The sequence below is a fragment of the Nocardia asteroides genome (genome assembly GCF_021183625.1).
Classification (GTDB): Bacteria; Actinomycetota; Actinomycetes; order Mycobacteriales; family Mycobacteriaceae; genus Nocardia; species Nocardia asteroides_A.
Genome location: NZ_CP089214.1, coordinates 3,502,555 through 3,521,375 on the forward strand (window position 1 = coordinate 3,502,555; position 18,821 = coordinate 3,521,375).

At 72.2% G+C, this 18,821-nt stretch carries 19 protein-coding genes and 1 riboswitch; of the genes, 9 read left to right on the forward strand and 10 right to left on the reverse strand.

Annotated features, from left to right (window positions below):
- Window positions 1-95: 95 nt before the first annotated feature.
- The 3 genes from LTT61_RS16705 to LTT61_RS16715 are packed head-to-tail and all read left to right on the forward strand — an operon-like array spanning window position 96 to window position 4,854.
- Window positions 96-1,397, forward strand: coding sequence for a hypothetical protein (locus LTT61_RS16705; protein WP_233014761.1), 1,302 nt, complete (start codon window positions 96-98; stop codon window positions 1,395-1,397).
- Window positions 1,394-2,359, forward strand: a complete 966-nt coding sequence (locus LTT61_RS16710) for a glutamate ABC transporter substrate-binding protein (protein ID WP_233014763.1) — start codon at window positions 1,394-1,396, stop codon at window positions 2,357-2,359. Before LTT61_RS16705 ends, LTT61_RS16710 begins: the two co-directional genes overlap by 4 nt.
- Window positions 2,356-4,854 (forward strand): tetratricopeptide repeat protein, encoded by a 2,499-nt coding sequence (locus LTT61_RS16715; RefSeq protein WP_420094817.1) that lies wholly within the window; start codon window positions 2,356-2,358, stop codon window positions 4,852-4,854. Before LTT61_RS16710 ends, LTT61_RS16715 begins: the two co-directional genes overlap by 4 nt.
- Before the next feature lie 3 nt (window positions 4,855-4,857).
- On the opposite strand, the gene LTT61_RS16720 is transcribed toward LTT61_RS16715, so the two are convergent.
- The 4 genes from LTT61_RS16720 to LTT61_RS16735 form a co-directional block, all read right to left on the reverse strand.
- Window positions 4,858-6,045, reverse strand: coding sequence for an acetate kinase (locus LTT61_RS16720; protein WP_233014774.1), 1,188 nt, complete (start codon window positions 6,043-6,045; stop codon window positions 4,858-4,860).
- An 11-nt stretch (window positions 6,046-6,056) separates the two neighbouring features.
- On the reverse strand, window positions 6,057-8,126 hold the full coding sequence (gene pta, locus LTT61_RS16725; protein WP_233014776.1) for a phosphate acetyltransferase: 2,070 nt from the start codon (window positions 8,124-8,126) through the stop codon (window positions 6,057-6,059).
- Window positions 8,127-8,213: 87 nt separating this feature from the next.
- Window positions 8,214-9,011, reverse strand: coding sequence for an HAD-IIA family hydrolase (locus LTT61_RS16730; protein ID WP_233014778.1), 798 nt, complete (start codon window positions 9,009-9,011; stop codon window positions 8,214-8,216).
- 10 nt (window positions 9,012-9,021) lie between these two features.
- Window positions 9,022-9,552, reverse strand: coding sequence for an ester cyclase (locus LTT61_RS16735; RefSeq protein WP_233014779.1), 531 nt, complete (start codon window positions 9,550-9,552; stop codon window positions 9,022-9,024).
- Window positions 9,553-9,609: 57 nt separating this feature from the next.
- Between LTT61_RS16735 and LTT61_RS16740 the strand changes: the two genes are divergently transcribed.
- Window positions 9,610-10,539: an SAM-dependent methyltransferase gene (locus tag LTT61_RS16740; RefSeq protein ID WP_233014781.1), complete on the forward strand. Its 930-nt coding sequence runs from the start codon at window positions 9,610-9,612 to the stop codon at window positions 10,537-10,539.
- 78 nt (window positions 10,540-10,617) lie between these two features.
- Complete coding sequence (gene fgd / locus LTT61_RS16745; RefSeq protein ID WP_233014783.1) at window positions 10,618-11,628, forward strand: glucose-6-phosphate dehydrogenase (coenzyme-F420); 1,011 nt, start codon at window positions 10,618-10,620, stop codon at window positions 11,626-11,628.
- Here the strand turns inward: fgd and LTT61_RS16750 are convergent.
- The 5 genes from LTT61_RS16750 to LTT61_RS16770 form a co-directional block, all read right to left on the reverse strand.
- Complete coding sequence (locus LTT61_RS16750) at window positions 11,625-12,068, reverse strand: MarR family winged helix-turn-helix transcriptional regulator (RefSeq protein WP_233014785.1); 444 nt, start codon at window positions 12,066-12,068, stop codon at window positions 11,625-11,627. The genes fgd and LTT61_RS16750 overlap by 4 nt on opposite strands.
- Window positions 12,065-12,694 (reverse strand): DJ-1/PfpI family protein, encoded by a 630-nt coding sequence (locus tag LTT61_RS16755; RefSeq protein WP_233014787.1) that lies wholly within the window; start codon window positions 12,692-12,694, stop codon window positions 12,065-12,067. The genes LTT61_RS16750 and LTT61_RS16755 overlap by 4 nt, the downstream gene beginning before the upstream one ends.
- Before the next feature lie 40 nt (window positions 12,695-12,734).
- Window positions 12,735-13,949 (reverse strand): O-succinylhomoserine sulfhydrylase, encoded by a 1,215-nt coding sequence (locus LTT61_RS16760; protein WP_233014789.1) that lies wholly within the window; start codon window positions 13,947-13,949, stop codon window positions 12,735-12,737.
- Window positions 13,946-14,362, reverse strand: coding sequence for a rhodanese-like domain-containing protein (locus LTT61_RS16765; protein WP_233014791.1), 417 nt, complete (start codon window positions 14,360-14,362; stop codon window positions 13,946-13,948). Before LTT61_RS16765 ends, LTT61_RS16760 begins: the two co-directional genes overlap by 4 nt.
- A gap of 15 nt (window positions 14,363-14,377) precedes the next feature.
- Window positions 14,378-14,494: riboswitch (SAM riboswitch) on the reverse strand.
- A 66-nt stretch (window positions 14,495-14,560) separates the two neighbouring features.
- Entirely contained in the window at window positions 14,561-14,995 is a 435-nt protein-coding gene (locus tag LTT61_RS16770; RefSeq protein ID WP_233014793.1) for a hypothetical protein, read from the reverse strand.
- 236 nt (window positions 14,996-15,231) lie between these two features.
- Between LTT61_RS16770 and LTT61_RS16775 the strand changes: the two genes are divergently transcribed.
- Both LTT61_RS16775 and LTT61_RS16780 read left to right on the forward strand, forming a co-directional pair.
- Window positions 15,232-16,623, forward strand: a complete 1,392-nt coding sequence (locus LTT61_RS16775; RefSeq protein ID WP_233014795.1) for an FAD-dependent oxidoreductase — start codon at window positions 15,232-15,234, stop codon at window positions 16,621-16,623.
- Window positions 16,624-16,704: 81 nt separating this feature from the next.
- Entirely contained in the window at window positions 16,705-17,571 is an 867-nt protein-coding gene (locus tag LTT61_RS16780; RefSeq protein ID WP_233014805.1) for an amidohydrolase family protein, read from the forward strand.
- A 5-nt stretch (window positions 17,572-17,576) separates the two neighbouring features.
- On the opposite strand, the gene LTT61_RS16785 is transcribed toward LTT61_RS16780, so the two are convergent.
- Window positions 17,577-18,059, reverse strand: a complete 483-nt coding sequence (locus LTT61_RS16785; RefSeq protein ID WP_233014807.1) for a DUF456 domain-containing protein — start codon at window positions 18,057-18,059, stop codon at window positions 17,577-17,579.
- Between the two features lie 60 nt (window positions 18,060-18,119).
- Here LTT61_RS16785 and LTT61_RS16790 point away from each other — a divergent pair, with 60 nt between their 5' ends.
- A complete protein-coding gene (locus LTT61_RS16790) occupies window positions 18,120-18,392 on the forward strand; it encodes a ribbon-helix-helix domain-containing protein (RefSeq protein ID WP_233014809.1) in 273 nt (90 codons plus the stop codon).
- Window positions 18,389-18,808 (forward strand): DNA-binding protein, encoded by a 420-nt coding sequence (locus tag LTT61_RS16795; protein WP_233014811.1) that lies wholly within the window; start codon window positions 18,389-18,391, stop codon window positions 18,806-18,808. Before LTT61_RS16790 ends, LTT61_RS16795 begins: the two co-directional genes overlap by 4 nt.
- Window positions 18,809-18,821 lie beyond the last annotated feature (13 nt).

The following is an 18,821-nucleotide window of genomic DNA, read 5'->3' on the forward strand; positions in this document are numbered from 1 at the left end:
CACAACCCGCTCTCGTCCGGCCGCGGTGCTCCCGCCGGGGGCGATTCACACACCGCGACTTCCGTACGACCACAATAAACTCCGAAGGCGGGCAGGTGCGCACCGCGAAACTGGAGGTGAAGATGACGCCGGTCGATACCGACGTGCGGATCTTCGCGGCCTCCTCCCCAGGCAAGCTGCTCGCGATGGGCATGCTGGTCGTGCTGATCTGCCTCACCGCGGGGCTCACGACCTCCGACGAGGTCGGCGGCAGGCAGGACGCGCTGCGCACGCTGCTCGCCGACTCCGAACCCGACGCGTACTCCGCGCACAGCCTCTACACCGCGCTCTCGGTGGCCGACGCCGCCGCCGGAACCGCCTTCATCGCGGGCGGCATCGAGCCGCAGCCGGTGCGCGACCGGTACAGCCAGGCGGTCGGCGAGGCCGCCGCCGAGCTGGTCGCCCGCTCCGGGCACAGCGGCGAGCCCGCGGACGGCCCGGACACCACGCTGCGCACCGGGATCGCCACCGGGCTCCCGGTCTACACCGGGCTGGTGGAGACCGCGCGCACCGCGAACCGCAGCGGCTACCCGGTCGGCGCCGCGTACCTCAGCGAGGCATCCAACCAGATGCAGACCGTGCTGCTGCCGATGGCGGGCGACCTGCACGAGCACCGCTCGGCCGCGGTCGTGCAGGCCCAGCGCGACCACGTGCGCCCGCCGTGGAAGGCGATCCTGCTGCTCACCGTCGCGCTGCTGGCGCTGCTCTGGGCGCAGCGCGAGCTCGCGCACCGCTGGCACCGCACGCTGAACCCGGGGCTGCTCACGGCCAGCGTGCTGCTGCTCGCGCTCTTCGCCTGGACCGTGCTGGCCGGCTCGATCTCCGCGGTGGCCATGGTGCACGGCCGCGACCAGGGCGCGGTGCCCGGCTCCCGGCTCACCGAGAGCCGGATCCTGGTGCAGCAGGCGCGCGCCGCCGAGACGGTGAAGCTGGTTCGCCGCGACGCCACCGGCGACTACGACCGCACGTACGCGGCCGCGGTCACCCGGCTCGGCGAGCTGCTCGACGGCTACCCGCCCCCCGCCCCCGCCGCCGACGACATCGCCGCCGCCCGCGCCGCGCTGGAGCGCTGGCGGGCCGCGCACCAGCGGATGAACGACACGCTGAACCGCGGCGACTGGGTCGGCGCCGCCGTCGTGGCGACCGGACCCGCCGCGGCGGACTCGGCGGCCCAGGTGGAGGCGCTTGACACCGCGCTGGAGCACGCCGTCACCGAGACCAGGGACCGGCTGCGCGGCGAGGTCGCGACGGCGCTGCGGGTGCTGGACCTGCTCGCGCCGGGGGCGTACATCATCGGCATCATGGCGGCGGTCTGCACCGTCCTCGGATTGTGGCCGCGGCTGCGGGAGTACCGATGAGAGCGACGATTCCGCTGCTGCTGCTCCTCGCGCTGACCGCCGTCGCCGGCTGTGCGGAGCCGACGGCACCGGGGGTGATCACCCGCACCGCCGCGTACACCGCACCGCCGCTGCCCGCCCAGGCGGTGCCGATCACGCCGGGCGCTCCGCTGCCGACCGCCGCCCCCGAGGACTGCGGCGACCCGACCGCGAGCCTGCGCCCGACCGGCGCGCTCACCGGCCCCGCGGTGGATGCCATCCGCAGGCGCGGGCGGCTGATCGTCGGGCTGGACGCGGGCAGCAACCTGCTGAGCTTCCGTGATCCGGTCTCCGGCAGCATCGTCGGCTTCGACGCCGATATCGCGCGGGAGGTCGCGCGGGACCTGCTCGGCGACCCGAACGCGGTCGAGTTCCGCAGCCTCGGCTCGGCCGATCGGGAGCGCGCGCTGGTCGACCGCACCGTCGACATGGTCGCCAAGACCATGACCGTCACCTGCGAGCGGCGCCGCACCGTCACCTTCTCCAGCGTGTACCTGCGGGCGCAGCAGCGGGTGCTGGCGCTGGAGAACTCCGGGATCAACGGGATCGGCGACCTGGCCGGGCGCCGGGTCTGCGTGGTGCGCGGCACCACCTCGCTGGACCGGATCCGGCTACAGCAGCCGGCCGCCACCGTGCTCACCGTCCCCACCTGGGCCGACTGCCTTGTGGTGCTGCAGCAGCGGCAGGTGGACGCGGCCAGCACCGACGACACCATCCTGGCCGGGCTGGCCGCGCAGGACCCGTACACCCGGGTGGTCGGGCCCGGCATCGCCGACGAGCCGTACGGGATCGGCATCCCCAAGGGCGACGACGACCTGGTGCGCGCGGTCAACGCCACGCTGGAGCGGATCCGCGCCGACGGCACCTGGACCGCGATCCACCGCCGCTGGCTGGCCGTCCTCGGCCCCTCCCCCGCCCCGCCCGCTCCGACCTACCAGGACTGAGCGCTGTGCCCGAAGCCGCTGTGCCGCCGCCGGACGCCGCGTGCCCCGAGACGCAGCGGGTGCCGTTCGCCGGTGCGGCGGATGCGGGTTCCGCGCCGGAGACCAGCCGGGTCCCCGCTCCCGACGACGAGCACGAGCCCGGCACGCAGCGCGCCGACGGCCAGGCGACCGGGGCGCTCGCCCCGACCGGCCGCACCAACTCCGGGCGCAGCACCAGGACCACCCGCACCCGCCCGACCGTGCGCAAACTCGGCGCGGGGCTGGTCACCATCCCGCCGGTGCTCCCGGCCGACCCGCTCGCGGCGGTGCTCGACGACCCCGTCGTCGCCGAGGCCAAACGCTTCTGCTGGCGCTGCGGCGCCCCGGTCGGCCGCGCCGACGGCGGCACGCCGGGCAGCACCGCGGGCACCTGCCCGAAGTGCGGGGCCCACTACGACTTCCGCCCCGCCCTGCACCGCGGCGACGTTGTCGGCGGTCAGTACGAGATCCAGGGCTGCCTCGCGCACGGCGGCCTCGGCTGGATCTACCTCGCGGTCGACCGCAACGTCGACGACCGCTGGGTGGTGCTCAAGGGGCTGCTGCACGCGGGCGACGCCGAGGCGCAGGCGGTCGCCATGGCCGAGCGCCGGTTCCTGGCCGAGGTGGCGCACCCGAGCATCGTCAAGATCCACAACTTCGTCGAGCACACCGCGGCCGACGGCGAGAGCATCGGCTACATCGTCATGGAGTACGTCGGCGGCCACTCGCTGCGCGAGGTGCTCGACGACGGCCCGCGCCCGGAGCGCATGCCGGTCGCCGAGGCGATCGCCTACGTGCTGGAGATCATGCCCGCGCTGGAGCACCTGCACTCCACCGGGCTCACCTACAACGACCTCAAGCCGGACAACATCATGATCACCGAGGACCAGGTCAAGCTGATCGACCTCGGCGCCGTCGCCCCCATCGAGGCGTACGGGAACCTGTACGGCACCAAGGGATTCCAGGCGCCGGAGATCGCGAACACCGGCCCGACCGCCGCCTCCGACGTCTACACCGTCGGCCGCACCCTGGCCGTGCTCACCCTCCGGCTGCCCACCGACGGCGGCCGCTACCTCGACGGCATCCCGGACCCGGCCGAGCACGAGGTGCTGCGCCGCTACCCGTCGTTCCACCGCCTCCTGCGCTGCGCCACCGCCCCGGAGCCGGAGCACCGCTTCCCCTCCGCGCGGACGATGGCGGCACAGCTCACCGGCGTGCTGCGGGAGATCCTCGCGCTGGACACCGGCGCCGAGCATCCCCAGCTCTCCACCGTGTTCAGCCCGCCGCGCGCGGCCTTCGGCACCGAGGGCATCGTCCGCCGCACCGACGCCTACCTGGACGGCATCGCCAGGAACGAGACGCTGGCGGCCGCCGAGATCGCGGCCGCGCTCCCGGTCCCGCTGCTCGACCCCGCCGACCCCTCAGCCCCGCTGCTCGCCGCCACCGTGCACCCGGACCCGGAGCAGACCGTCCGCGCCCTGCACGACGCCCGCGAACGCGCCGCCACCGACCCGGCGAACGCCCCGGAGACGCTGGACCTGGAGCTCACGCTCGCCGAGGTCAAGGTCTGGCTCGACCGCGGGGAGGCCGCGCGGGCGCGCGAGCTGCTCGCCCACCTCGACGGCGAGGACGACTGGCGAATCCCGTGGTTCCACGGCGTCGCCCAGCTCCTCGACGCCGAGCACACCGCCGCCTACCGCGATTTCGACCGCGTGCTCGGCCTGCTCCCCGGCGAGATCGCCCCCAAACTCGCCCTCGCCGCCACCGCCGAGCTCCAGGCCCGCGATACGCGGCGCGGCGGGACCACGGGCCGGGCGCCCGCGGGCAAGGCCGCCGAACCGCCCACCGCGGCCCCTGTGCCCCTGCCGGTCGGCCCGACCGCCGAGCCGACGCCGCCCGCGGGACAACCGCCCGCGGCGAACACCGAGGTCCCGGCGCTCGATGACCGGCCGGGCGCCGACCCCGGCGACTACGCGACCCGCGCCCGCCGCTACTACGAAACCGTCTGGCGCACGGACCGCGCCGTGGTCAGCGCCGCCTTCGGCCTGGCACGGCAGTGGTCGGCCCGCGGCCGGACCGCGGAGGCGGTGCGCGCCCTCGACGAGGTTCCGCCCACCTCCCGGCACTACGCCACCGCGCGCACCACCGCGGTGGTCCTGCTGCTCACCGCGCACCCGCCCGCCGACCTGGACGAGGACACCCTGCAGCGCGCCGCCGACCGGGTGCGGTCGCTCCCGGAGGGCGAACCCCGCGCCACCCAGCTCCGGGTCCTCGTCCTCGGCGCCGCCCTCACCTGGCTGCAGGCCGGGAACGAGCCGGAGCACCGCACCCTCTTCGGCGCCCCCTTCACCGAGCGCGCCCTCCGCGACGGCACCGAGACCGGGCTGCGCTCCCTGGCCCGCGCCGCCCCCACCCGCGCCCACCGCTACGCCCTGGTCGACCTCGCGAACACCGTCCGCGCCAAGACCTGGTTCTGACCGCTACCCATCCACCACCGCGACGGCCGCCCGCGCGATGGCCAGCTCCTCGTTCGTCGGCACCACGAGCACCGCCACCTCGGCCCCGTCCGGCGAGATCACCCGCGCCCCGCGCTCCTTCGCGATATTGCGCTCCGGATCGACCGCGATCCCGTACCGCTCCAGCCCGGCCAGCGCATCGGCCCGCACCCCGGAATCGTTCTCCCCGACCCCGGCGGTGAAGGTGATGGCCTGCACCGCACCGAGCTCCACCAGGTACGCCCCGAGATACCGCCGCAGCCGGTGCACGTACACCTCGTAGGCCAGCCGCGCCCCGGCATCCTCCGCCTCGACGAGTTTCCGCAGCTCCCGGAAGTCGTTCACCCCGGCGAGCCCCTTCAACCCGGACTCCCGATTGAGCAGCCGATCCACCTCGTCCACCGCGACCCCGTTGCGCAGCAGGTGGGTGAGCACCCCCGGGTCGATGTCGCCGCCGCGGGTGCCCATGACCAGCCCCTCCAGCGGCGTCAGCCCCATGCTGGTGTCCACCGCCCTTCCCCCTCGGATGGCCGAGGCCGACGCTCCGTTTCCCAGGTGGAAGACGATCTGGTTCAGCTCCGCCTGCTCCCGCCCGAGCAGCAGCGCCACCTGCCCGGAGACGTACTCGTGCGACGTCCCGTGAAACCCGTAGCGCCGGATCCCGTACCGCTCCGCGGTGGCGGTGTCCAACGCGTAGGTGCGGGCCGCGGGCGGAAGCCCGTGGAAGAAGGCGGTGTCGAAGACAGCGACCTGCGGCACCTCGGGCAAAAGCCTGCGCGCGCTCTCGATCCCGGTGCGGTTGGCCGGATTGTGCAGCGGCGCCAGCTCGGCGAGTTCGGCGATGGTGGCCAATACCTCGTCGTCCACCAGCGTCGGCCGGTAGAACACCTCGCCGCCGTGCACGACCCGGTGCCCGACCGCGGTGAGCCCGGCCCCCGCCAGGTCGTACCCGGTCTCCGCGAACAGGTCGAAGGCCACCTTCAGCCCGGCCTCGTGATCGGGAATCGCGAGCTCGCGCCGCACCTCCCGATCCCCGGCGCGGTGCTCGACCCTGCCGTCCCCCTCGCCGATCCGCTCGACCAGCCCGGAGGCAAGCACTTCCCCGGAATCCGGGTGCAGCAGCTGGTATTTCAGCGAGGATGACCCCGAGTTGAGGACCAGAACCGTCGACATCGCTCTCCCACCTATCCCTGCGCCTGGATGGCGGTGATCGCCACCGTGTTCACGATGTCGGCCACCAGCGCACCCCGCGACAGGTCGTTCACCGGCTTGTTCAGCCCCTGCAGCACCGGGCCGATGGCGACCGCGCCCGCACTGCGCTGCACCGCCTTGTAGGTGTTGTTGCCCGTATTCAGGTCCGGGAACACGAAAACCGTCGCCTTTCCCGCCACCTGGGAATCCGGCAGCTTGGCGTCGGCCACCGTCGGCTCGATCGCCGCGTCGTACTGGATCGGCCCCTCGACCGGGAGCTCCGGGGCGCGCTGCCGCACCAGGTCGGTGCCGATCCGCACCTTGTCCACGTCGGCGCCGCTGCCGGATTCGCCGGTGGAGTAGGAGAGCATCGCCACCCGGGGCTCGATGCCGAAGCGCTGCGCGGTGGCCGCGGAGGAGACGGCGATGTCGGCGAGCTGCTCGGAGGTCGGGTCGGGCACTACCGCGCAGTCGCCGTAGGCGAGCACCCGGTCGGCCAGGCACATGAGGAAGACGCTGGAGACCGTCGCCACGCCCGGCACCGTCTTCACGATCTCCAGCGCGGGCCGGATGGTGTGCGCGGTGGTGTGCGCGGCGCCGGAGACCATCCCGTCGGCGATCCCCTCGTACACCATCAGGGTGCCGAAATAGGAGATGTCGGTGACGGTTTCGCGGGCCCGCTCCAGCGTCATCCCCTTGTGCTTGCGCAGCTCGGTGTAGATCTCGGCGAAACGCTCCAGGTGCTCGGAGCCGAGCGGGTCGAGCACCTCGGCGGCGGCGATGTCGACGCCGAGCTCGGCGGCGCGGGCCCGGATCTTCTGCTCGTCGCCGAGGATCACCAGGTCTGCGATCCGGCGCTGCAACACCCGCCCGGCCGCGCGCAGAATGCGGTCGTCGCTGCCCTCGGGCAGCACGATGCGCTTGCGGTCGGCCCGCGCCCGCTCGATGAGCTGGTACTCGAACATCTGCGGCGTCACGATCTCGGTGCGCGGCAGGTCGATCCGGGCCAGCAGCGCGGCCGCGTCGACGTGCTCCTCCATCAGCGCGAGCGCGTTGTCGACCTTGCGCGAGTTGCCCGACGACATCCGGCCCCGCGTGCCGTGCGCGGCGCCCGCGGCGTCGTAGGTGCCGAGCTTCGTGGTCAGGATGGGCAGCCGGGGCCGCAGCCCGGTGATCAGCCGGGAGATCGCCGGGTGCGGCAGCATCCCGCCGTTCATGATGATCCCGGCCAGCGACGGGAAGCCGTCGGCCTCGTGCGCGGCGACCACGCCGAGCAGCACGTCCGAGCGGTCGCCGGGGGCGATCACCACCACGCCCTCGGTGAGCCGCTCCAGGATGTGCTCGGCGGTCATGCCGCCGACCATCACCGCGAGCGCCTCCCGATGCAGCAGCTCGGGATCGCCGCTCCACAGCTCGCCGTCGACGGCTGTGCACAGCTCGGCCATGGTCGGCGCGATCAGCAGCGGCACCTCGGGCAGCGTCCAGCACGGGACGTCGAAACCGGCCAGCTCGGCGCGGATCTCACCGAGTGCCTCCGGGTCGCAGCGGTTCGCCACGATCGCGACCGACTCCGCGTGCTCGGCGTGCAGCTCGCTGGTGCACAGCTCGACCAGCTGCCGCACCTCGTCCGGGGTGCGCTCAGCGCCGCGCACGACGAGCAGCACCGGGGCGCCGAGATTCACCGCGATCCTGGCGTTGAAGCGCAGCTCGCTCGGGCTGGCGACGTCGGTGTAGTCGCTGCCGACCACCACCACCGCGTCGCAGGCCGCGGCCACCTCGTGGAACCGCATGACGATCTCGCTGATCGCGGAGTCCGGGTCGGCGTGCACCTGGTCGTAGGTGACGCCGACCGCCTGCGCGTAGTCGATGTCGGCGGTGCTGTGCTCGAGCAGCAGCTCCAGGATGTAGTCCGGCTCGGTGGTGGAGCGGGTGATCGGCCGGAAGACGCCGACCCTGGCCGCGGTGGCGCACAGCATCTGCAGCACCCCGAGCGCCACCGTCGATTTCCCGGTGTCGCCCTCCGGGGAGGCGATGTAGACGGTGGACGGAGCGTGATCGGCCATGGCGACGAGCTTAGTGAAGGAACCGGACGGATCGCCCGGCGCGAGCGGCCCCGGCATGAACTGTCGGCAACCACACCGCGAACGACCCTATTCGTCGAACGGAGTGCGGGTCCGGTGCACCAGATCGGCCACCGAATCGATCACCGCGGTCGGCCGGTACGGGTACGCCTCCACCGAAGCCCGGGTGGAGATCCCCGAGGTCACCAGGATGGTGCGCATGCCCGCCTCCAGCCCGGAGATGACGTCGGTGTCCATCCGGTCGCCGATCATCACCGTCGACTGCGAGTGCGCGCCGAGCCTGCGCAGCGCCGAGCGCATCATGAGCGGGTTCGGCTTGCCGACGTAGTACGGGTCGCGGCCGGTGGCCCTGGTGATCAGCGCGGCCACCGACCCCGTCGCGGGGAGCACGCCGTCGCGCGAGGGGCCGGTGGCGTCCGGGTTCGTCGCGATGAAGCGCGCACCCCGCTCGACCAGGCGGATCGCGGTGGTGATCGCCTCGAAGGAGTAGGTGCGGGTCTCGCCGAGCACCACGTAGTCCGGGTCGCTGTCGGTGAGCACGTAGCCGATCTCGTGCAGCGCCGTCGTCAGCCCGGACTCGCCGACCACGTACGCGGTGCCGTTCGGCCGCTGGTCGTCAAGGAAGGTCGCGGTGGCCAGCGCCGAGGTCCAGATCGCCTCCTGCGGAATGTCGAGCCCCGAGTGCCGCAGCCGCGCCTGCAGGTCGCGCGGCGTGCGGATCGAGTTGTTGGTGAGCACGAGGAACGGGATCTCGTTGTCCCGCAGCTCGCGCAGGAACACGTCCGCCCCCGGGATGAGGTGGTCCTCGTGCACCAGGACACCGTCCATGTCGGTCAGGTAGGACAGGATCGGTTCGTCGTTGGCCATCACGGAGCAATTATCGCGCGTTCTTCCCCCCCGCGCGGCGCGCCGCCCTGGTGGCGCGTGCCATCCGGAACAGATAGGCCGGGGTCGGCGGCACCCAGCCGAGCTGCTTGGCGGTGCCGAGGTCGTCCCGGTTGGCCCAGTGCTCGATCACCAGCCCGTCCGCGATCCGGAACCAGTGCGTCTGGGTGGTGGCGAAGGTCTGCCGGGTGGGCGGGAACGCCTGCTCGACCTTGCCCTCGGCGTCGTAGGTGACGAACGGGCCGGTGTGCCGGCCGGACATGGTGGTGCGCAGGACGACGAGGTCGCCTTCGACCACCACCTCGTGCACCTCCCAGCGCAGGTCGGAGTAGGCGGCGCGGAGCCAGAGCGCGGTCGCGTAGAAGCCGGAGGGGCCGGGCACGCGGCAGGCGGGCGGCTCGTCGACGGCCTCGCGGTTGGTGGCCTCGGGGTGCACGACGGCGGGGAAGTCGGCCTCGGTGCCGGTCGCCATGATCTCGATGCTGCGCAGGGCGAGCGCGCGGGCGTCGATGGAAGTGGTCATTCGGGGATCCTCGCTGATCGAAGGGGTCGCGGAGGTTGATCGCCCCCGGCGGCCCCGATGTCAACGCTGCGGCGCCCCCGATTTCCCGGAAATCGGCTGGCCGACCGCGGCGCGCTGCGTCAGGATGTGACCGCCGCGGTGGCGGCCGACGACAAGGAGCCCCCGGCGATGACCGACCCGACGCACCCCAGCTTCCCGCGCTCGGCGCGCTACCACCCGGACTGGCTCCGGGCCGCCGTGAGCGGCGGCGCCAATCCGCTGTGGCTCACCGAGTGGCTCACCGAGGCGGTCGAGCTGCGGCCGGGCATGCGGGTGCTCGACCTCGGCTGCGGCCGCGGCGCCTCCTCGGTGTTCCTGCACACCGAGTTCGGCGTCGAGGTGTGGGCGGTCGATCTCTGGTTCGACGCCGCCGAGCGGGCGCAGCGCTTCCGCGACGCGGGCGTCGCCGACGCGGTCTACGCCCTGCACGCCGACGCCCGCGCGCTCCCGTTCGCCCCCGGCTTCTTCGATGCCGTGCTCAGCATCGACTCCTTCGTCTACTACGGCACCGACGACCTCTACGCCCAGTACCTGACCCGCTTCCTGCGCCCCGGCGGCCAGCTCGGCATCGCCGGCGCGGGGCTCGCCGCCGACCCCGGGTGGCCGGTCCCGGCACACCTCGCTGCCTGGTGGGAGCCGGGGCTGGCCTGCCTGCACACGGCGCAGTGGTGGCAGGCGCACTGGGAGCGCAGCGGCCTGCTCGAGGTCGAGCTCGCCGACACCATGCCGGACGGCTGGCAGCGCTGGCTGGACTGGCAGCGCGCCGTCGCCCCGGACAACGCCCCCGAGATCGCGGCGCTGGAGGCCGACCGCGGCCGCCACCTCGGCTACGTGCGCGCCGTCGCCCGCCGCCGCGCCGACGTCGAGCCGGACGAGCCGATCACGACCGTCCCCGCCACCTACACCCCGCACCCGCTGCTGCGCGACCCCGCGCCGGGGGCCGAGTAGCACCGCTCCTCTATGGTCGATGAAGGCGGGCGCCCGGCACGAAGTGCCCGCGGCAACGTGGCGACAGGAGCGGCGCACATGGCAGACCTCAAGCTCGGGTACAAGGCCTCGGCCGAGCAGTTCGGACCGCGGGAACTGGTGGAGATCGCCGTCCTCGCCGAGGAGCACGGCCTCGACAGCGCGACCGTCAGCGATCACTTCCAGCCCTGGCGGCACAAGGGCGGCCACGCCCCCTTCTCCCTGGCCTGGATGGCCGCGGTCGGCGAACGCACCAAGCGGATCGAGCTCGGCACCTCGGTACTCACCCCGACCTTCCGCTACAACCCCGCGGTGATCGCCCAGGCGTTCGCCACGATGGGCGTGCTCTACCCCGGCCGGGTGTTCCTCGGCGTCGGCACCGGCGAGGCGCTGAACGAGATCGCCACCGGCTACAAGGGCGAGTGGCCCGACTTCAAGGAGCGCTTCGCCCGCCTGCGCGAATCGGTGGCGCTCATGCGCGAGCTGTGGACCGGTGACCGGGTCGATTACGACGGCGAGTTCTACCACACCGTCGGCGCCTCGATCTATGACGTCCCCGAGGGCGGCATCCCGGTCTACATCGCCGCGGGCGGCCCGGTCGTGGCCCGCTACGCCGGCCGCGCGGGCGACGGCTTCATCTGCACCTCCGGCAAGGGCATGGAGCTCTACACCGACAAGCTGCTGCCCGCCGTCGCCGAAGGCGCGGCCAAGGCCGAACGCGACCTCGACCCCATCGACAAGATGATCGAGATCAAGATCTCCTACGACACCGACCCCGAACTGGCCCTGGAGAACACCCGCTTCTGGGCCCCGCTCTCGCTCACCCCCGAGCAGAAGCACTCCATCACCGACCCGATCGAGATGGAGGCCGCCGCCGACGCGCTGCCGATCGAGCAGATCGCCAAGCGCTGGATCGTCGCCAGCGATCCGGACCAGGCCGTCGAGCAGGTCAAGCCGTACCTCGACGCCGGGCTGAACCACCTGGTCTTCCACGCCCCCGGCCACGACCAGCGCCGCTTCCTCGACCTCTTCCAGCGGGACCTGGGGCCGCGGCTGCGCAAGCTGGGCTAGGCATCCAGCTCGAGCCGATCCATCGTCGCCGCGAGTTCGGTGAGCGCGGCGACGATCTCGGCGAACCGCTCGGCGCCGAGCTCGGCGGCGAGCCGGTGCGCCACCCGCGCGTGCTGCGGGCTGATCCGGCGCACCGCCGCCAGCCCCTCGTCGGTGACGGCGACCAGCTTGGCGCGCCGGTGCGCCGGATTCTCCCGGTACTCGGCGAGCCCCTTGCCGACCAGCAGGTCGGCGATGCGCTGCACGCTCTGCCTGGTGATCCCCATCGCGCGCGCGATGCCCGCCACCGGGAGCGGCTCGGGCAGCACCGCGCCGAGCACCTGCCACCAGGCGGCGGTGAGCCCGGCCGGGGCGGCGAGCTTCTCGGCGACCGCCAAAAAGCGGCCGTTCAACGCGAACGAGGTGACGGCCGCGGTGCTGAACAGCTCCTGCTCGGTCACGCCCCGTGCTCCGCGAGCACGGCGTAGGCGCTCGGGTCGCGCTCGGCGAAGAGCCGGAACCAGGCGTCGAGCACCTGCGGCTCGTAGACGTCGAGCGCCGCGAAGATCTGGTGCGCGAAGTGGAACGGCGCGAGCGAGGTCGCGGTGATCACGTTGCCGTCGGTGACCGCGGGCTCGTTCCGATAGTGCGCGCTGCCCGCGTAGCCGCTGGACGCGAGGTAGCCGGGGTCGTTGCTGGTGTGCGCCCTGGTGTCGAGCAGCCCGGCCCTGGCGAGCCCGAAGGTGGCGCCGCAGATGGCCGCGACCGGGCGCCCGGCGTCGAGGAAGTCGCGGGCGAGTTCGGCGAAGCCCGCCAGCTCGTCGCCCTGATCCCAGAGGTTCGCCCCCGGCAGGATGAGCGCCGCCGCCCGGTCGAGATCGACCTCGGCCAGATCGACGTCGGGCAGGACGCGCATGCCGCCGCCGGTGGTCACCGGCTCGGTACCGCGGCCGACCGTGCGCACCGCGAGCGAGCCCGGCTCGCGCTGCAGCTCGGGGTTGTTGAGGTAGGCGATGGCGGCCCCGACCTCCCAGTCGGCCAGGGTGTCGTAGACCGCCGTGTACACGATGCGAGGTTCCGAAGTCATGACAGCATCCTGTCAAACTTGACAGTATGCTGTCAATAGCTCAGCCCAGCGCGTGGTCCAGGTCCGCGATCAGGTCCTCGACGTCCTCCAGGCCGACCGAGATGCGGACGACGCCGTCGGTGAGCCCGATCCCGGCCCGCCCCTCCGCGCCCATCGCCCGGTGCGTGGTGGTGGCCGGGTGTGTGATCAGCGTCTTGGCGTCGCCGAGGTTGTTCGAGATGTCGACCACCCGCAGCCGGTTCAGCACCTCGAAGGCGCGCTTCTTGCCCTCGCCGTCGCCGGCGGCGAGCTCGAAGGTGACCACGGTGCCGCCGCCGCTCATCTGCGCGGTGGCGAGCTCGTGCTGCGGGTGCGTCTCCAGGAACGGGTAGCGCACCCAGCCGACCGCCGGGTGGCCCTCCAGGAAGCGGGCGACCTTGAGCGCCGACTCGGTGGAGTGCTTCACCCGCAGCGGCATGGTCTCCAGCCCCTTGAGCAGGGTCCAGGCATTGAACGGGCTGAGCGCGGGGCCGGTGTGCCGCATGAGCGTCTTCACCGGGCCGTCGATGTACTCCCGGTCGCCGAGGATGGCGCCGCCGAGCACCCGGCCCTGGCCGTCGATGTGCTTGGTGCCGGAGTAGACCACCACGTCGGCGCCGAGCTCGAGGCTGCGCTGCAGCAGCGGGGTGGCGAAGACATTGTCCAGCACCACCTTCGCGCCCGCCGCGTGCGCGAGCTCGCTCACCCGCCGCACGTCGACCAGGTTCTGCATGGGGTTGGCCGGGGTCTCGAAGAAGACCGCCTGGGTCGGCACCGAGAGCGCCTGCTCCCACTGGTCCAGGTCCTCGCCGTCGACGAAGACGGTCTGCACGCCCCAGCGCGGCAGGATCTCGTTGGCCACCACGAAGCAGGAGCCGAAGAGGCTGCGCGCGGCGACCAGCCGGTCGCCCGCCTTCAGCAGCGCGCCGAGCGCGGTGAAGACCGCCGCCATGCCGCTCGCGGTGGCGAAACACGCCTCCGCGCCGTCGATCAGCCGCATCCGCTCCTCGAAGACGGCGACCGTCGGGTTGCCGTAGCGGGAGTAGACGAAGTGCTCGACATCGCCGGTGAAGGCGGCCTCGGCCGCCTCGGCGCTCTCGTAGACGAAGCCGGAGGTGAGGTAGAGCGCCTCGGAGGTCTCCTCGAACCCCGAGCGGCGCAGCCCGCCGCGCACGCCGAGCGTGGCCGGGCCGACATTCTCCGGCAGCGGCCGCTCGAAGGAGCCGCCGGTGATCACGACTGCCGCCAGGGCAGGCCGTCGGCGCGCCAGCCCGCGGTGCCGCGGCGGCCTGCGCCGTCCAGCGGGCCCTCGAAGCCGTCGATCACGTTGTAGGAGGGGGCGATTCCGGCGCCGGTCGCCAGGGCGGCGGCGTTCGCCGAGCGCTGGCCGGAGCGGCACAGGAACACGACGGGCGCCTCCGGATCACGCCCGGCCAGCGCCTGGTTCAGCTGCTCCAGGAAGGCCGGGTTCGGTGTGCCGGTGCCGTCCACCCACTCGATCAGCGCCGTCGGCCGCTCCACCTCGGCGGTGTCCGGGACCCCGACCCAGCGCCACTCCGCCTCGGTGCGCACGTCGACCAGCACCGCGGACGGATTGTCGCGCAGCAGCTCCCACGCCTGCTTGGGGGTGATGTCACCGGCATAACTCATGTCGAACCTCCTGTGGATCCACGCTTGCCGCACGGGAACGCCGCATACGGCCAGGTCGTCACCCGGAGCACCCCGCCGCGGAGGAGGGTTGCCGACCAGCCGAGCCGGGGCTTGACGCTGGTTCTCATGACCTTGCGATCCGAGATTGCCCCGGGAAAGCGGGTGCTGTCAACACGAGTTCTCCCGCGTCCGGGCGCGTCATCCGCAGACCAGCCAGCGGTCGCCTTCCTTCGCCAGGTTCCAGGTTGCGGTGGCCGTGCGGCCGTCCACCCGCGTGGTCACCGTGATCCGGCCGCGCTCGCCGTCGACCACCGGGTTCGCCAGCTCGGCGACCTCGATATCGGTGCTCGTTTCCGGCCCGCCCAGCTGCTCGGCGAGCGGCGAGGCGGCCTCGTCGAAGCCGGGGCAGGCGGTGCCGGGCGGGGGCACCAGGTCGCTGCGGCCGCGCGCGTCGGCGTAGTTGCGCACCGCGGCCGCCAATTTGTCCGCCTCTGTGACATTTTTCTCAGCGGGCGAGAGCACCCCGGCGATCACGATCCCCACCAGGACCAGCACCGCGAGCAGGCCCGCCGCCACGAACGGCACGATCGATCGGACTTCCGGCTCGTCGCCGCCGGGCTGCTGCTCACTCATCCCTCGATGATCACCGATGACCTGGGCCGTCGGCGCACCGGCCCCGCACGATACGCGCTGCGTACCCGGGTCGCGGACCGAGCGGAGCAGGGCCGATAGAATGGTTGCTTGCGACTCGTGCCGGAGCCGCCGTCCGATGCTCCGGGGAGAATGGGAGCGCGGTTCCGGACCGATCTCAGGTTAGCCTGGGCTAAGTAGACGCCAGATGAACGTATCGACCGAAGGTGCGCGTGAACATGACCGAACAGAGTGAGGCGGCCCGGCCGCTCCGCATTGCGATCGTGGGTGCAGGCCCGGCCGGGATCTATGCCGCCGACGCGCTGATGAAGTCCGACGCGGACGTCTCCATCGATCTGTACGAGCGGATGCCTGCGCCGTTCGGCCTGATCCGCTACGGCGTCGCGCCGGACCACCCGCGGATCAAGGGCATCATCACCGCGCTGCACAAGGTGCTGGACAAGGAGCAGGTGCGGCTGCTCGGCAACATCGACTACGGCACCGACATCACCCTGGACGATCTGCGCCGCTTCTACGACGCCGTGATCTTCTCCACCGGCGCCAACGCCGACCGCGCGCTCACCATCCCCGGCATCGAGCTGGACGGCTCCTACGGCGCCGCCGACTTCGTCTCCTGGTACGACGGCCACCCGGACGTCCCGCGCAGCTGGCCGCTGGAGGCCGAGAAGGTCGCGGTGCTCGGCGTCGGCAACGTCGCGCTGGACATCGCCCGCGTGCTCGCCAAGACCGGCGACGAGCTGCTGCCGACCGAGATCCCGCCGAACGTCTACGAGGGCCTCAAGCAGAACAAGGCCGTCGAGGTGCACGTCTTCGGCCGCCGCGGCCCCGCGCAGGCCAAGTTCACCCCGCTGGAGCTGCGCGAGCTCGACCACTCGCCGACCATCGAGGTCATCGTCGATCCGCAGGACATCGACTACGACGAGGGCTCCGAGGCCGCGCGCAGGCACTCCAAGCAGGTCGACATGGTCGCCAACACGCTGGAGCAGTGGGCCATCCGCGACCAGGGCGACCGCCCGCACAAGCTCTTCCTGCACTTCTTCGAGGCGCCGACCGAGGTGGTCGGCGACGCCGACGGCAAGGTCGTCGGGCTGCGCACCGAGCGCACCCAGCTGGACGGCACCGGCAACGTCAAGGGCACCGGTGAGTACCGCGACTGGGAGGTGCAGGCCGTGTACCGCGCCGTCGGCTACCTGTCGCAGAACGTCACCCAGCTGCCCTTCGACGACCAGGCGGGCACCGTGCCGAACGAGGCGGGCCGCGTCCTGATCGACGAGAACGCCGACGGCCAGGCCCGCTACCTGCCCGGCACCTACGTGACCGGCTGGATCAAGCGCGGCCCGGTCGGCCTGATCGGCCACACCAAGGGCGACGCCAACGAGACCGTCGCCTGCCTGCTCGACGACAGCAAGAACTTCCCGCGCGCCGAGAACCCGGACCCGGCGGCCGTTGTCGAGTTCCTCGAGGGCAAGGGCGTGCCCTACACCACCTGGCAGGGCTGGTACCGCCTGGACGCGCACGAGCGCTCGCTGGGCGAGCCGGAGGGCCGCGAGCGGGTCAAGGTCGTGGAGCGCGAGGACATGCTGCGCGCCAGCGAGCCGAACAAGGTCTAGCCCGCGGCCGGGCGCGACGCCTGCCGGAACGCAGGAGTCCGGCAGGCGACAGCCGCACCCACCTCGAGGCATTCTGTACACGTGTTCGATGCCCACGTCCACATCTTCGACCCGCGGTTCCCGCTGGCCGAGAACGAGGGACACCTGCCCTCCTCCTACACCGTCGCCGACTATCGAAAGCGGATGGCGCGCTTCGACATCAGCGGCGGCGCCGTGGTCAGCGGCTCCTTCCAGGGGACCGACCAGAGCTACCTGAAAGCCGCGCTCGCCGAGCTCGGTTCGGGCTGGGTCGGCGTCACCCGGCTCGACCTGGACGCCTCCGACGGGGAGATCCAGGAGCTGAACAAGATCGGCGTGCGCGCGCTGCGCTTCAATCTGAAACGCGCGGCGGGCGACATCACCCAGCTCACCCAGCAGGCGGTGCGGGCACACGACATCGCGGGCTGGCACGTCGAGCTGTATATCGACGGTCAGATGCTGGCCTCGCTGCAACCCGTCGTCACCAAGCTGCCCGCGCTCTCCGTCGACCACCTCGGCATGTCCGCCGAAGCCGTGCCGTACCTCCTCGACCTGGTCGACCGCGGCGCCCGCGTGAAGGCCACCGGCTTCGGCCGCGTCCAGATGCGCGTCCCCGACACCCTGCGCCGCATCCACGCCGTGAACCCGCAGGCCCTCATGTTCGGCACCGACCTGCCCGGCACCCGCGCGGGCCGCCCCTTCCGCGACTCCGACGTCGACCTGCTCTGCGACGTCGTCGGCACCGACATGCACGCCGTCCTGGAAGACAACGCCCGCGCCTTCTACAAACTCCCGCCCCGCCGCCGCCCCGCGGGCTCCGACCCCCGCCCCGGCCGCTGGCAGGCCGTTCCCGAGGACCCGCCGACCCTCCCCCTGCGCCGCGACCAGCTCGACCCCAACGCCACACTCCCCCTACCGGTCATCGAGTAGCAGGCTCAGGCCACGAACGCCCCGATCACCCACACCCCGGTAGCGAGCAGCGCCCCGAACAGCTCGATCAGAATCGACAGCCCAACGCCCTTCAACGCGTGCCCCGTCGACCTGCGCGCCTGCTCCTCGTCGGGCAGCCGCTGCCACTCCGACAGGTACACCCCCAGCACGAACCCGAGCACCAGCCCGATCACCGGCACCACGAAGAACCCGACGATCCCGAGCACCGCCCCGATCAGCAACGTCCGGTTCGGCACCCCCGCCGCCTTGATGTTCTTCCCCGGCCACGTGTACTTCACCACGCCCGAGATCACCAGCAGCACAGTCGCTATCGCCAGAACCGTCCACGCCGTCGCCCCGCCGGTCAGGAACGCCCAGACGGCGATCGCTCCGAAGATCAGGATCACACCCGGCATGATCGGCACGATGATGCCGACGAGTCCCACCAGGATCACCAGTCCGACCAGGACCTCGCCCCATACGCTCACGGGGGCATTGTCGCCGATGTCCGGGTCGAGTGCAGCACCTACCGGAGTATGGTGATAAGTATGGCGACCAAGAAGATCACCGTCACCATCCCGGAGGAGCTCCTGGACGAGGTCCGTGCGGAGATCGCCGAACGCGGCCTGTCGGCGTACATCACCGAGGCGGTTCGAGCGCAACGGGATCGCGACCTCATCGGCGAGTTGGCGGACTGGCTGGAGCAGGAGCACGGAGCCGTCACCGCCGAGGAAGCCGCGATAGCCGACCGGGAACTCGACGACCTGCACGCCGAGCACATCCGCCGCCGGGCGGCCCAGGGCGGCCAGGGCGCCGCGTGACACCCACCCGCCGACTCCAGCCGATACCGCAGACCTTCGTCCTCGACAGCGAGGCACTGGCGCTGGCCGTCCGCGGCGACCGCGCCATGCTGGCCCGCCTGGCCAATGCGCGCGACGGCCACGTCGACGTGATCACCTCCCCGATGACGCTCATCGAGGCACACGATCCCCGAACTCCCGCTGCGCGATGGAACTGGGTGGTCTCCAGGATGCGGGTCGCCACGATCGGTAAGGACGAGGCGCGGGCGGCCCGCGAACTGCTCACCGCCGCCGGGCTGCACGGGCACAAATACGCGATCGACGCCGTGCTGGCGGTGGTCGCCATGCAACAGCCGGGGTTCGTCACCGTCTTCACCTCGGACGTCGACGATCTGGAGCGACTGCTGCCACCCACCGTGCTCGTCCGTAAGGTCTGATCGCACCACCCCG